At 64.6% G+C, this 13632-nt stretch carries 14 protein-coding genes and 3 pseudogenes; 9 read left to right on the top strand and 8 right to left on the bottom strand.

Translation table 11 applies throughout. From position 1 onward, the window contains the following. Position 1: 1 nt before the first annotated feature. The 6 genes and pseudogenes from M5I08_RS04950 to M5I08_RS04925 form a co-directional block, all read right to left on the bottom strand. Positions 2-523: a 2-isopropylmalate synthase gene (locus tag M5I08_RS04950; RefSeq protein WP_249763131.1), complete on the bottom strand. Its 522-nt coding sequence runs from the start codon at positions 521-523 to the stop codon at positions 2-4. A 190-nt stretch (positions 524-713) separates the two neighbouring features. After that, positions 714-1118, bottom strand: a complete 405-nt coding sequence (locus tag M5I08_RS04945; protein WP_219066720.1) for a DUF302 domain-containing protein — start codon at positions 1116-1118, stop codon at positions 714-716. Between the two features lie 14 nt (positions 1119-1132). Then, positions 1133-1402: a metal-sensitive transcriptional regulator gene (locus tag M5I08_RS04940; RefSeq protein WP_219066721.1), complete on the bottom strand. Its 270-nt coding sequence runs from the start codon at positions 1400-1402 to the stop codon at positions 1133-1135. An 8-nt stretch (positions 1403-1410) separates the two neighbouring features. Continuing rightward, positions 1411-1770, bottom strand: a complete 360-nt coding sequence (locus M5I08_RS04935; protein WP_219066722.1) for a carboxymuconolactone decarboxylase family protein — start codon at positions 1768-1770, stop codon at positions 1411-1413. Between the two features lie 32 nt (positions 1771-1802). Next, on the bottom strand, positions 1803-2726 hold the full coding sequence (locus M5I08_RS04930) for a FadR/GntR family transcriptional regulator (protein ID WP_219066723.1): 924 nt from the start codon (positions 2724-2726) through the stop codon (positions 1803-1805). Between the two features lie 22 nt (positions 2727-2748). Continuing rightward, positions 2749-3061, bottom strand: a pseudogene (locus tag M5I08_RS04925) (thiolase C-terminal domain-containing protein); the annotation flags it as partial. Positions 3062-3095: 34 nt separating this feature from the next. Here M5I08_RS04925 and M5I08_RS04920 point away from each other — a divergent pair. Both M5I08_RS04920 and M5I08_RS04915 read left to right on the top strand, forming a co-directional pair. After that, positions 3096-3458 (top strand): annotated as a pseudogene (locus tag M5I08_RS04920) (ATP dependent DNA ligase); the annotation flags it as partial. A 673-nt stretch (positions 3459-4131) separates the two neighbouring features. After that, positions 4132-5178 carry a phosphatase PAP2 family protein gene (locus M5I08_RS04915; protein ID WP_249763297.1) on the top strand — a complete coding sequence of 349 codons (1047 nt, stop codon included), beginning with the start codon at positions 4132-4134 and terminating at the stop codon, positions 5176-5178. Here the strand turns inward: M5I08_RS04915 and M5I08_RS04910 are convergent. Continuing rightward, positions 5170-5652, bottom strand: coding sequence for an NAD(P)-dependent oxidoreductase (locus tag M5I08_RS04910; protein ID WP_249763130.1), 483 nt, complete (start codon positions 5650-5652; stop codon positions 5170-5172). The genes M5I08_RS04915 and M5I08_RS04910 overlap by 9 nt on opposite strands. Before the next feature lie 220 nt (positions 5653-5872). Between M5I08_RS04910 and M5I08_RS04905 the strand changes: the two genes are divergently transcribed. The 6 genes and pseudogenes from M5I08_RS04905 to M5I08_RS04880 all read left to right on the top strand — a co-directional run bounded on the left by M5I08_RS04905 (position 5873) and on the right by M5I08_RS04880 (position 11055). Next, complete coding sequence (locus M5I08_RS04905) at positions 5873-6046, top strand: CsbD family protein (RefSeq protein WP_219066724.1); 174 nt, start codon at positions 5873-5875, stop codon at positions 6044-6046. A gap of 129 nt (positions 6047-6175) precedes the next feature. Beyond that, positions 6176-6823 (top strand): annotated as a pseudogene (locus M5I08_RS04900) (polyphosphate kinase 2 family protein); the annotation flags it as partial. A 61-nt stretch (positions 6824-6884) separates the two neighbouring features. After that, positions 6885-7805 carry a cation diffusion facilitator family transporter gene (locus M5I08_RS04895; RefSeq protein WP_219066725.1) on the top strand — a complete coding sequence of 307 codons (921 nt, stop codon included), beginning with the start codon at positions 6885-6887 and terminating at the stop codon, positions 7803-7805. Positions 7806-8002: 197 nt separating this feature from the next. Beyond that, positions 8003-8794, top strand: coding sequence for a phthiotriol/phenolphthiotriol dimycocerosates methyltransferase (locus M5I08_RS04890; protein ID WP_219066726.1), 792 nt, complete (start codon positions 8003-8005; stop codon positions 8792-8794). A gap of 88 nt (positions 8795-8882) precedes the next feature. Then, on the top strand, positions 8883-10319 hold the full coding sequence (locus M5I08_RS04885) for a cytochrome P450 (RefSeq protein ID WP_219066727.1): 1437 nt from the start codon (positions 8883-8885) through the stop codon (positions 10317-10319). Positions 10320-10323: 4 nt separating this feature from the next. Further along, entirely contained in the window at positions 10324-11055 is a 732-nt protein-coding gene (locus tag M5I08_RS04880) for a siderophore-interacting protein (protein WP_219066728.1), read from the top strand. Here M5I08_RS04880 and M5I08_RS04875 read toward each other — a convergent pair whose 3' ends face one another. Next, the gene (locus M5I08_RS04875) at positions 11056-12408 is read right to left on the bottom strand and encodes a cytochrome P450 (RefSeq protein WP_219066729.1); all 1353 of its coding nucleotides are present in this window, start codon (positions 12406-12408) and stop codon (positions 11056-11058) included. 279 nt (positions 12409-12687) lie between these two features. Here M5I08_RS04875 and M5I08_RS04870 point away from each other — a divergent pair, with 279 nt between their 5' ends. Continuing rightward, positions 12688-13443, top strand: a complete 756-nt coding sequence (locus tag M5I08_RS04870; RefSeq protein ID WP_373368788.1) for a thioesterase II family protein — start codon at positions 12688-12690, stop codon at positions 13441-13443. Positions 13444-13632: the final 189 nt, after the last annotated feature.

The raw sequence follows: 13632 nt of genomic DNA, 5'->3' as shown, positions 1-13632 counted from the left end.
TCTACGCGCTTTCCCCGTACAGCCGGTTCGCGCAGGCTATGACCGCGCGCAGCGCCGATTGCGTCGGGTCTTCCGACCAGCCCATCGCCCACTCGGCTCGGCAGCCGTCGGTGCCCTGGATGAAGGTCGCCGTCGTGTCCTCCGACCGCAGCTGATGAAACCGCAGCATCTCGACCGCCATGCCGTGGTCGTAGAGCATCGCGGTCAATGCTGCAACCGGGCCTGTCGCGGTGGCGGTCGCGGTCTCGACGCGATCGCCAAACCCGAGGGTGGCCCGAAATGTCTGCCCCCGCGGACCCAATCGCGTCGCCGGACGCTCGGCGTCGGCGCATTCCCACTGGCCCAAACGCAGTGGCCCGGCGCTGGGAGCATAGGTGGCAGTGAAGGTGCTCCACGACATGGTGTCGGCGTCCTCCCGGATGCCCCGCGGTAGCGAAATGCCGTCAAGACGGATCGATGGCGATTTGGGCGGAGCCGGCGCCGTCTCGACGCCGCTCGAAAATCTCAGGTCGGTGATTGTCATGTGCCGGTCTTCTCTGGTCTTCGTGGTGACCGACAGGTAGTAGCTTCCGACCCACAGCGGGGGGTCGGTCTGGATCAGACCCCGCTGCGGGTACTGGCTACTACGAGAAGGCTCTGCACGTGGCCGACAATAGACGCTGAACGGCGGCCGGTGCAACTTCATTAACGCGCCGTCGGGCTACACCGCGGCGCTAAGCCTCCTTGGCGACTTCTTCGAGGGCTTCCCGGAGAAGCCCGGTCACGGCGTCGGCGATCTGAGCCAGTCCGGGTTCCTTGGTCGCGGTGACCATCAGCCGCGGGTCCATCGCATCAACGATGACGGTGTCCGGGGCGTCGGGGTCTTTGCGCACCACGACGTTGCATGGCAACAGCACGCCGATCTGGCGGTAGGCGTTGACCGCTTGGTGGGCGAATTTCGGGTTGCACGCACCGAGGATCAGGTAGTCCTCCATGTCCACATCAAGCTTGGCCTTCAGCGTCGCCTTCACATCGATCTCGCTGAGCACGCCAAATCCTTTGTGCGCAAGCGCTTCCCGAGTCCGCGTGACCGCGTCTTCGAACGAAGTGCGCATGGTCGTCGACAGCGCGATACCCATCGTCTAGTCCTTTGCTAAGCCAGCGCGAGGAACAGTTTTTCCAACTCGGACTCGGACAACGGGGCAGCGCCGTCGCGTCCCACACCGCTGACACACTCACGAAGCCCAGTTGCGACGATCTTGAACCCGGCCCGATCAAGTGCGCGCGAGACGGCAGCCAGCTGCGTCACCACGTCCTTGCAATCTCGGCCCTGTTCGATCATGGCGATCACCCCGGCGAGCTGCCCTTGCGCCCGCCGCAGTCTGTTCAGTACCGCTGACATGCTGTCTTCATCACCGATCATCGGATCTCCTAAGCGGTCGCGGCGACGTCGGCGAACTCGCAGAACGCGTCGTAGGCGCGGGCGCCGTAGATGGTCGCCGGCCCACCCATCATCAAGAAGCTGACCCCGATCGCCTCGGCCGCCTCCTCCTTGGTTGCTCCGGCGCGCGCGGCGCCCTGCGCGTGCGATGCGATACAGCCGTCGCACCCGTGTACGACGCCGATCGTGAGCGCGATGAGCTCTTTGAATTTCGTGTCGAGTGCGCCGGGCGCCAGCGCCGCTTGGCTCAGTTCTCCGAATCCGCGATAGACGTCCGGAATCATCCTGCGCAACGCCCGGTGTTGCGGACGCAGTTCGTTGAGTACCTCGTGGTGGTTGTGATCAGTCATAACCCCGAGTATACCCTGCGGGGTATCATCGTCTACAACCACCACGACTCGGCGGCGTCCAGATGGCGACGAGTGCGGTAACGCACGAGACTGTCGTCGCCATCTGCGATGGCCTCGATGATTCGCAGGTGCGTGTGCTGCACGTCGGCGAGGTCGCGACGGCTTGGGGACGGCTGCCCGCTCGTGCTCCAGTGGCGGCGGAATACCTCGACGAGCTTGCCGTTCGGCGCCTCACGGTCGCTTCCGCGGCTGCGCGCACGGCCGACCGGCTGGTGCTCTTGTAGCCACGCCGTCACCGATTGCGCATGTCGCTCGCTCAGCGTCTTGGCCCGTGCCGAGTCGCCCGCGGTGACCGCGGTGACGATATCGGCGTGTTCTTGATACCTGTGCTCGATTGCCTCGAGAGCATCACTGACCGAATCCAGCTGCGAATCTTGCGCATACCGGACGGTCAACCGCATCAGGATGTCGATGAAAAGCTGCAGCACCGGGTTTTTCGACTGCTTGGCCAGAGCTTCGTGGAACTCGACATGCGGCCCTTCGGCGCACAGCACCGCACGCAGCCGGTCGATGCCGGCTTCGTCGATCTGTTCTGCGGCAAGCGATGCCGCCAACGGCTCCAGGAGCAGCCGGGCATCCAGCAGATCGCCGACCGTGGTGCCCTGGTATTGCAGATAGATGATGACGGCGTGGGTTGCCGGGGCGGCGTCGGGCTCGCAGACGAGCAGTCCACCGTTGGGCCCCCGACGCATACGCGCGACTTGGTGGTGCTCGACGAGCCGAACAGCTTCGCGCAGCACCGATCGGCTCACCCGGTAGCGCTGCTGAAGCGCCTGCTCGGAACCCAGCGAGTGGCCGACCGGCCAGCCGCGCTGAATGATGTCAGCCTCAATGCGACGCGCGATCCGCGAAGCTCGCTTATCAGACCGGTGTTCGGCATTAGCTTGCGCGCTCAATTGCACACTCGCCCAATGCGGCTCAACATGTCAGCAGCATGCATCCGGCGATCGGGCCCACCGCCCACCGCGGCCACCGCAACTTGGGGTCGTTGGGGCACCTGTCGCTGCCCCGCCCCGCCGCGCAACTGCAGACAGGTCTCGTGCAGCAGCCAATCGCCGTGCATGCGGCCCGCCGAAAGCTGGCCGCCATGGGTGTTCAGCGGCAGGCTGCCGTCCAGCGCGATCCGCTCGGCCCGCTCGACGAACGGGCCCGCTTCCCCGTCACCGCAAATGCCCAGGGCCTCCAGCCAGGTGAAGGTGAGGAAGGTGAACCCGTCGTACAGCTCCGCGAGCTCCAGCCCGACGGCGGGCAGGTTTCCCTCCAGCATCGCCGCGCGCCGAGGGTCGGGACGGCGCAAGGGAAAACTGTCCAATATTCATCTGGGTGCCCGCCACCCAGCCACCGGCGGTTATGTGATGCTGGGCAAAACTTTCAAGGGGATGACCGACGCGATGCTGGACTGGCAGACCGCGCGGTTCCAGGAACTGGCGGTCGGTCCGATCGACGGTTATGTCGTGCAGTTGCGCCCCGAGCAGGTGGTCGAGGTGGCTTTCGGCGGCGTGCAGCAGTCTTCGCGATACCCCGGCGGTTTGGCGCTGCGGTTCGCCCGGGTACTTCGCTACCGCGACGACAAGGGTCCCGATCAGGCCGACAGCATCGACACCGTGCGCGCTCTGCACCGGGGTTGAGCAGCGGTCGGGCAACGGTGAACGCCAGGTGCTTCATGAAGATTTTTTCCAGATCCCAAGGTGGGCTGGTGGACTCAGCGTTCCCGGTACGCCGCCGCAAAAGCAGCCGCTAAGACGGCAGGAACATGTTAGTGCGGGGCAAGCTGTCGAGCATCTTCGCGGGCGTGGTTCTGATTGCGGCGCAGCCGCGATCGTCATGGTGTACACCGCAATTCGTGGCTCGCGCAAGCCGCTGACTGAATCAGATTTCAGACGACGCGGACTAATAACACAGTGGGACGAGTAACACAGTGGGACGAGCTAACTGCAGCAGGCATCCGAATCCACAGCTGTCGCATAGGGTCACGCGATCCGTGCGGGGACGGCGACCGCCGCTCGACGAAGCGTCCTCACACCACTGCCCCAAGGCGTTGCGCTACAGCGTTTCCGGCGAAGTGTTTGGCTCAATCGCAAATCCCGTTAAGAATGAACGGATGGCAAACAGTCGCAAACCGATAAGGTTGCGCCGGTGACAGTAACAACTGATTGCAGGATCCGATCCTTCAAGGGTGACCCGCAGGCCGTAGCAGGCCGGCTGCTCCGCCGTCCGAAACTGCCGCAGGCCATGCCGTTGACGCGCCCCGAATCCGACGCCGAGTTTGACCTCGACCCCAGCAAAATTCGGGAGCGTTGGATGACGTTCGCCCGGTGGACGGCGGTCGCGACCTGGGCTCTTGTCGTGGCCTATCGCACCCTGACGGACGGGCTCGCATTCAATCGCGAACTGCTGCTGCTCTACATCGCCACCGGGCTCATCGCCGCCAGCATCGGTCGCGGGCAAAAAGTATTTGCGGTCGTGCGCGACTGGCTGCCGTTCGCCCTTGTGCTGCTGGTATATGACGTCAGCCGGGGAGCGGCGGCACTGGTCGGAGCACCTACCCTGTGGCATTTCCAGCCCCAGGCCGACCGATGGTTGTTCTTCGGCACCGTCCCGACCGTGTGGTTGCAGGAGCGCCTCAAGATGCCGCAACCACCATGGTGGGAAGTGATCATCAGCGGCATCTACATGTCGTTTTTCGTCCTGCCCTACGGTGTCGCCGGAGTGCTCTGGCTGCGCAGTCGAAGCGACTGGGCAGCGTTTGTCAGGCGGTTCGTCGCGTTGTCCTTCGCCGCGCTCGTTGTCTATATCGTGCTGCCGGCAGCACCGCCGTGGGCGGCCGCCCGGTGCACATCGGCCGAGCTCGCCGGTGGGCCGTCCCGCCCCCACTGCATGTTCAGAAGCCCCGCACATGTCCCGCACGGCGGGCTGTTAGGCGCCATGCACCGAAGCCAGCCTGGTGCCCACCTGTTCGTCGAGCGGATCTCGACCCGTGGTTGGGGAACATTGCACCTGCAGTCGGCCGGAGCACTTGTCAACTCCGGACAGGCCAGCGTGAATCTGGTCGCAGCGATTCCCTCGCTTCATGCCGCAGTGACGGCGATGACCTCGCTCTTCCTTTGGCGGCTGGTAACGGCGAGGTGGCGTCCGCTGCTGGTGGCTTACCCGGTGGCAATGGCATTTGTGCTGGTGTACTCCGCCGAGCACTTTGTCGTCGACATCGTGTTGGGCTGGGCGCTCGCATTGATCGTGATGCTCACGATCCGTCCGCTGGAATCGTGGTGGTTCCGGCGCCGCGCGGTGAAGTCAATCGCTGCCGGCTTGCCAAGCCAGCGAGCGATCTTGGCTGCGGCCTCACCGTAGAAGGTCCGATAGACGCGGTCGGCGACGTAGCCGATGTGCGGGATCGCGACCACGCTGTCCAGCGAGCGCAGCGGGCGCCCCGTCGGCAGCGGCTCGGTGTCGAAGACGTCGGAGCCGGCCCCGGGCGAGCCGGCCCGATCGCAGGGCGTCGAGGAGAGCTTGCTCGTCGATGATGGGGCCGCGGGATGTGTTGACTAGCAACGCCGTCGGTTTCATCATTCCCGATTCGGCGGCACCGACCAGACCGCGGGTGCGCTCGCTGAGCACCAGATGGATCGTCAAGACGTCCGCGCGGCGGAACAGCTCATCTCGTGACACGTAGGTCACCCCGGATTGATCGGCGACCCGCGGCGTCAGGTTGGTACTCCACGTGATGACGTCCATCCCGAACGCCGTCCCGACCCGCGCCACCCGGCTACCGATCCGCCCCAAGCCCAGCACACCCAGCACCGTCCCGCCCAATTGACTACCCAACGACCTCTGCCAGCCGCCGGCGCGCACCGACAAGTGATGTCGGCGCGCGCCGTCGCCCCCGACCAGTCGGCCATGCTCAACGCAACATTGTGGTAGTCGTCGAGGATCGCGACCTGCATCGTGCCAACGTCCCACATTTGGTTTGACGGGGCCCGGGGCCGGGTATTTATCCCGACGCGAAGCAGTCAATGACCACGGCAAAAAAGGGGAGCTGGAACGCATGGGAGCCCACGACAAGGCGAGCAACAAGATTGATGACTTCGCGGGCAAGGCGAAAGAAGCCGTCGGCAAGGTCACCGGTGATGAGGACACCCGGGCAGAGGGAAAGCTCGACCAGGTGAAGTCCAGCCTCAAAGATGCCGGCGAGAAGGTGAAGGACGCCTTCAAGAAGTAAGTCACGAACAAGCCAGCACGCAGGACGGCCACCGGACGACGCGATCCCGGTGGCCTTCCGCCGCCTAGAGCCGTCGCGGAACTACGACCCGCTGACTCCCCAATGCTCGCCCGAGACGTTACTTTCAGCGAATACGAGCGGTTGAAGCGGCGGCTGCAGATCGAGCTGCTGAAGCTGCAGAACCACACCAGGCGCACCGGCGAGCGACATGTGATCGTGTTCGAGGGTCGTGGCGCTGGAGAAACCGAGCGATCGCGAACGAACACAGTGGTATTTCCAGCGCTACATAAACCACCTGCCGGCCGCCGGCGAGATGGTGTTGTTCGACCGATCGTGGTACAACCGCGCCGGGGTGGAGAAGGTGATGGGTTTCTGCACCTCCGAGGAGCATGCCGAATTCCTGTACCAAGCACACTTTTCGAACAGATGCTGGTCAACGACGGCATCTACCTGACCAAGCTTTGGTTCTCGGTTTCGCCCGCCGAACAACGCACCCGGTTCGCCGCCCGGCTCGTCGACCCCGTCCGGCGGTGGAAGTTCTCGCCGACGGACATGGAGTCGCTGACCAGATGGCAGGACTACACCGTGGCGAAGGAAGAGATGTTCGACGAGACCGACACCGACGTCGCGCCGTGGATCGTCGTCAAGAGCAACGACAAGAAACGGGCCCGCATCAACGCCATGCGCCACGTGCTCGCCAAGTCCGAATACGACGACAAGGACCACGAGGTCGTGGGCGAGCCGGATCCATTAATCGTGGGCCGCGCGTTGGCCGACTCAGCTACGGGTGGCCAGAAGGGTCTTGGCTATCCGATCATGGGCAGGCATCCTTGCCGGTATGCATCTGATCAATGGGGTCCGTGACCCGGCGACAAGTTTCCCACTCGCCACTGTCATCGATGATGCGGGCGAACGTCGGCAGGCCAACCGCGCGATCGGGGTCAGCGCCGTCGGCCTGGCACTGACCGGGTTCATTGAACTGGCCATCGCGCTGGTATCGGGGTCGGTAGCGCTGCTTGGCGATGCGCTGCACAACTTGTCAGATGTCTCGACCAGCGCCTTGGTGTTCGTCGGATTTCGGGCATCGCGCCGCCTGCCCACCGAGCGATATCCCTATGGCTACGAGCGCGCCGAAGACCTGGCGGGAATCGGTGTCGCACTGGTGATTTGGGGCAGCGCGCTGGTTGCCGGCTTTGAAAGCGTCGGCAAGCTCCTCCGGCACGGCGGCACCGCCCACGTCGGCTGGGGCGTCGCCGCGGCGGCCGTCGGAGTTGCCGGCAACCAACTGGTGGCCCGCTACAAATTGGCAGTGGGCCGCCGGATTCGCTCGGCGACCATGGTGGCCGACGCCAAGCATTCGTGGCTAGACGCGTTGTCGTCGGCCGGCGCGATGCTCGGCCTGATCGGCGTGGCACTTGGCTGGGTGTGGGCCGACGCGGTCGCGGGCATCGTGGTTACCGGGTTCATCTGCCATGTCGGCTGGGAAGTGACTGTTGACATTGCGCACCGGCTGCTCGACGGCGTCGACCCGCAGATCATCATGACCGCCGAAACCACGGCCATCGCGGTGCCCGGTGTGCAGCATGCGCATGCCCGAGCCCGCTGGACCGGGCGGACGCTGCGTGTCGAAGTGGAAGGCTTCCTGAACCCGCACACTGCACTGGCTGCAGCCGATCAAATCGGTCGCGGCGTAGCCGCCGCCCTGGCGCTACAGATTCCGGATATGCACAGCTTCACGTGGACGGCGCGCGCCGGCTGACGGCCTGTTCGCTGAGGTGCCGAGACTGCGCTGGCGACGACGCCGAGGCGAAAAAGCTAGCGCTGAACGCAGGTTCGACGCCACCAGCGCAGACTAGGCGCCAGCGGCATCTGGCAACAACCCCCGACGAACTTACGGCGGGCCCTAAGCGTCACGGCTACGGTATTGCCTCGGCGCATTTTGGGAATACCTTCGCCATGAGCCTGACAAGCCGCGTCGTGGCCACCCCGGCCTGGAAAGTCTTCGCGAAGTACTACTACCCGTTCATCACCCGTCACGGCGCTGACGACGTGGTGTTCTTAAATCTGGGCTACGAGGAAGACCCGCCGATGGCCGTGCCGCTGGTGGCGTCCGACGAGCCAGACCGGTACTGCATCCAGCTCTACCATCGCACCGCAAGCCAGACGGACCTCACCGGCAAGCAGGCGCTGGAGATCAGCTGCGGTCATGGCGGCGGAGCGTCGTACCTGATGCGCACCATGCGTCCGGCCTCATACACGGGCCTGGACCTGAACCCGGCCGGCATCGAGGTTTGCCGAAGGACGCACAACGTGCCGGGCCTGGAGTTCGTGTGCGGCGATGCCCAAAACTTGCCTTTCGACGACCAATCCTTCGACGCGGTGGTCAATATCGAAGCGTCGCACTGCTATCCGTCGCTGCCCCGTTTCTTTGCCGAGGTGGCGCGAGTGCTGCGCCCGGCAGGCTGCCTGCTGTACGCCGATGTCCGCCGGTACGACCGTTTCGCGCAGTGGGAGGCCGCGCTAGCCGACGCACCGATGCGGATGGTCTCCAAACAGGTCATCAGTGAACAAGTGGTGCGTGGGCTGGAGAAGAATGTGCCGCGGTCGCAACAGATGTTTACGCGCCGTACGCCGCCGTTGTTGCGCGGCCTGGTGCGCGGTGCGGTCGCGGCGTCTCAGGCGAAGATCTGCCGCGGGCTGCAAAGCGGGGAGACCTCCTACCGGATGTATTGCTTCGTCAAGGATTGAAGCCGCGTCCCGGCCCCCTAGCATCGCCAGTAAGCAATGCCCGGTTTCGAGGGCTGCGGTAGCGGGGAGACTTCTTCTGAGGTGTTGGATGACGGCGTCACAAGATACGTTCTGGATAACTCGAAACCCCGTCGGCCGTGCCCGGGATGCGCTGCGGTCGCGGCGGCAAGGCGACGACGCGCCGCGCCCGCCAGGCCCGCGCGGGCGACCGTTCGTCGGCGTGCTTCCCGAGCTGAAGGCAGATCCATTCGCATACCTGCGGCACTTGGGCGGCGTCTACGGCGATGTCTTCCGGCTGCCGTTGCCGTTGTACGACGTGGTGATCGTGAACAATCCCGAACACGTGCGCCACATCATGAAGCACCGTAACGGCGAGTACAGCTTGGTCGGACCGGTCAGCTGGGCCAAATATGTGCTGGGTGCGTCGATGCAGCTGCTGGAAGGTGCCGACTTCCGTCAGCGGCGCAAGCTGCTGTCACCGATGATGGGTCGTGGGCAGCTCGCCAAAGTCGCCACCCCGATCGCCGACGAATTCGCCAACCGTCTGGCGAAATGGGCGCGGTTCGCTGACACCGGGGAACCGATCGACCTGCAGCACGAAATCAACGGTGTGGTCATCCCAGCGTTTATGCGGGCGATGTTTACCAAGCAGCCGTCCGACGACGTGCTCGAGCGACTCGACATCGACATCCGCACCCTGATGGCGAGTGCGTCGTCCCCGCTATTCCTCGGCCCGCCGCCGCGACTGCTCCCCGGAGACGGCAATCCCGTGCAGGCCTGGCTGCGGATGCGCAGGTGGGTGATGCAGCAGATCGAGGAACGGCTCACCGAGAGCACGTCCTACGACGACTTGCTGCAGGCGCTTCTCGACGCGCGCTACGAGGACGGCACGCCGATCAGCCGGCGCGACGCGATCACGGAGGCCATCATGCTGATCGGCGGCGGTTACGAAACCGTCGTCGCCGCGTTGGCGTGGACGCTGGCGTTTCTCCCGCAAAATCCTGAAGCGCAGCAACGGCTGTACGACGAGATCGACGCACTCGAGGCGGCGACGCCCAGCTACGACGATTTGGATCGATTGCAGTGGGCCAAGGCATGCTTCGACGAGGGCCAGCGGCTGCAGGGTCTGCTCTTACAACCACGATTTGCGATGATCGACGACACCATCGCCGGGTATCGCATCCGTCGCGGCAACCTGATCGGGATACCGATCTACAACCTGCAGCGTGACCCCCGGTGGTGGGGCCCCGACGCCGATCGCTACGAACCGATGCGGTTCTACGACAAGGAGATTGCCGCTGCAAGGCCGAACCTCGCCTACCTGCCTTTCGGCGCCGGACCGCACCGTTGCTTCGGTGCGGCGATGGGCTATTTGGAGGCGCAATTCCTACTGGCCCAGATTTTTCAGCGGTTCCGGATCCAACTCCCGCCCGGCTGGACCCCGCAGCACGATTCGGCTGTCGTCTGGCCGGTCAAGGGCGGGGTGCCCGCCGTCCTCACCAAAGTGCCGGCCCGAGCGAAATAACCGGATGAACGAACAGAAAGGATCACGGGGCTTGGGCGGCGCGCTGATGAAACTCCTGGGTGCGGCGGACTACCGCCTCACCGTCACGGGTCGACGGGAGATCAGCCCCCACTACGTCCGGTTGAGCTTCGAGGCCGGCAGGATGCTGAGCGCGCACCCGCCGCACCCCACGATGTGGGTTCGGCTGTGGTTCGCCGACGGGGACAAGCTGCACCAACGCGGGTACACGCTGGTTGACCCCGATCCCGCCGCCGACACCGTGGACATCGAATTCGCGCTGCACGGCGGTCTGGCATCGCAATGGGCGCAGACAGCGCAGCCGGGCGACGTCATCAAGGCGACTGTCCTGGGCAGCAAATTCACCCTTCCAGAGCCGCGCCCGGCCGGTTACATCATCGTTGGCGATACCGCCTCACTGCCGGCGATCAACTCGTTGCTCAACGCGATCGACGACGCGCCCGCTCAGGTCTTCCTAGAGGCGGGCTATGACGACGACAGAAACCTGCCGATCGCGCGCCATGAGGCCACCACCTGGGTTGACCGTGCCGACGACGGAAAAGCGTTGGTGGAAAAGGTTAAATCGGCGGCGTTCGACGCGCGCGGCCACTTCGGCTGGGTGGCCTGCGACAGCCGCACGACGCGGTCGTTGACCCGCGTTCTGCAGAACGACTTCCGCATCCCGCGCAAATCCATCGCGGCGCGCGCATATTGGATGGTCGGGCGCTCGATGGGATGATTATGGGGCTTGGCGCTTACGGACCGTGACCCGACCGCCGTCTTTCGGCAGGAAGCCCAGGCCGCCGGCCCGTAACTTCTCCCCCGGCGCCTGGGTGGTCTCGATGATCATGTTCCGCAGCACGGTCCGGATCAGCACGTTCATTTCCATCTTGGCGAACGCGGCTCCCGCGCAGCGTCGTGCTCCTCCGCCGAATGGGATCCACGCGAAAGGCGATGGCCTGCTTTCGATGTAGCGCTGCGGGTCGAATCGGCCAGGTTCCGGGAAAGCGTCGGGATTGGCGTGGCACTGCGAAATGCTGACGATGATCGAGTAGTCCCGCGGGAGCACCCACTCACCGAGCTCGAACGCGGGTGCCCGCACCCGGCGACCGGAAAAATCGATGACCGACCTGGTGCGTTGCACTTCGTAAATCGCCGCCTGGCGCAGTTCGGAGTCGTCGGCGTCCGCCTCCTGGGCCAACGCGGACAGCACCTGCGGGTGCCGGCTCAGCTGTTCGAAGACCCACGCCAACGTCGTCGCGGTGGTTTCATGTCCGGCAACCAGAAGGGTGAGCAGGTCGTCATGGATGTCCTGCCGTGACATGGGCGAACCGTCCTCATATGCGCTGCGCAGCAGCAGCGCCAGGATGTCGGCGCGGTCCGCCAAGCCAGGATCTGACAGCGCTTTACCGATCATCCGGTCGATGACGGTGTCGTATTTGCGCCGCCATTCGGCCAGCCGCCCCCACGGCGTGTAACGACCATAGGTCCGGGCCGGCATGGGCAGGACCGACAGTCGCGCGCCCAACCTGGCCCACGGCACGATAATGTCGCGCAGCTCGTCGAATTCAGCACCTTCGGCGCCGAAAACCGCCCGCAGAATTACGTTGAGCGTGACCCGCTTCATCGGCGGCAACGTGGCAAACGGCTCGGCCTCGGGCCACCCGGCGATCTCGCGAAGAGTCTCTTCTTCGACGATCCGCTCATAGTTCTGCATATTGCTGGCGTGAAACGGCTGGGCGAGCAGTTTCCGCCGGCGTCGGTGATCGGCGCCGTCCAGCCCGAACACCGAACCCGGCCCCAACAGCCGGCTCAGATTCGGCTTTATGGCCCCGAGATCGTCTGGTCTGCTCGTGAAGACTTGTTTGGCCAACTCCGGGTCGGCCACGACCACAAGCCGCCCGAACACCGGCGCATCCAGCCTGAAGGCCCCGCCATATCGGCGGGCCAGGCTTTCGGTGACTTGCCGCCGCGCCGCGAAGAAAGCGATACCTTGCACCGCTTTGGGGATGATCCGCGGCGCCCCCGGTGGCAACCTGACGGGCGGTGGCCACCGACCTGCCTGACTGTCGTGGATGATCGCGCTACCCATCACAAATCCTTAACGACTACACGTACCGGCTTGCGTCGTGTTGGTGTACCCAAATAGTTCGGGGCCTCAACTCCTAGAGCGGTTTGACCACACATATCTGGATCTTCGGCGGTGCTCGCACGCGGTGGTTACACCGCGGCGATGTGTAACTTGGATGGTCTGCCAGTGGGTCGCCCCGGCCTCTGGCCTTGTCTTTGGGCGTCCAATAGGTTGCGTAGCGGCTGCAGCAGCATTGGTCGCCTAGCGACTGAAACGCAGTCAGGACGGGAACAAATAAACATGGACAAAATGCACGCGCCAAGGAGCTTCGCACCTTGGATCAAGCACATGCCGGGGCCCGACCGGCGCCCCAACAGCGGCGCTATCGTGGTGTTCCCGCACGCGGGAGCGGCGGCTGTCAGCTACCGAAGGCTGGCAAAGGCCCTGGCCGCGGGGGGCGATACGTTTGTCGTGCAGTACCCGGGGCGGGCCGAGCGGCTCCACCACCCGGCGCCGGCAACCATCCATGACCTGGCGCGCGGATTATTCGAGGCTGGACCATGGCGCCAGGCCGCGCCGCTGCGGTTGTTCGGGCACAGCATGGGTGCGGTGGTCGCTTTCGAGTTCGCGCGGATCGCCGAACGATGCGGTGTCGCGGTGCACAAGCTCTGGGTGTCGGCCGCTCCGCCCCCATCCGCGGTTTCCGCGATGCCGCAGCTGCCGACGAGCACAGGGGAACTGCTCGCCGATATCGCAGAGATGGGCGGCACGGACCCTCGGCTTTTGGCCGACGAGGAGTTCGCCGAGCTGCTCGCCAACGCGACGCGCTGCGACTACCAGGCGCTCAACTGTTATGACTGCAGCGACGGAACACGCATTCGCGCCGATATCCACGCCATCGGTGGCCGACACGATCGGCGTGTAGACGCCGAGTTGCTGCACCGCTGGGCCAATCACACCTTGGGGTCCTTTACGTTGTCGCTTTTCGACGGTGGACACTTCTACATCAACGAGCACACCAACACGGTCCCGCGGCGAGTGATCACCGACGTTTAATGTTCGGCCAGCTGATTTGACGCTGGCGGAAGTTATGGCGCGGCCGGTCTTTTGGCGCCCTACGACCAAAGCGAATTCACAGCAAAATGGCGCGGTTTCCCAGTTTTATCCAACCGGCCTAGTCAATTTGGGCGCCGGTGGAAACGCAGCGACAACACCGCCGTGGTCAATGGCATGACGCGTTGTGCA

This window comes from Candidatus Mycobacterium methanotrophicum (assembly GCF_023515995.1).
GTDB lineage: Bacteria > Actinomycetota > Actinomycetes > Mycobacteriales > Mycobacteriaceae > Mycobacterium > Mycobacterium methanotrophicum.
The sequence above is the reverse complement of the archived record's forward strand: the minus strand, read 5'-3'. Positions and strand labels throughout refer to the sequence as shown.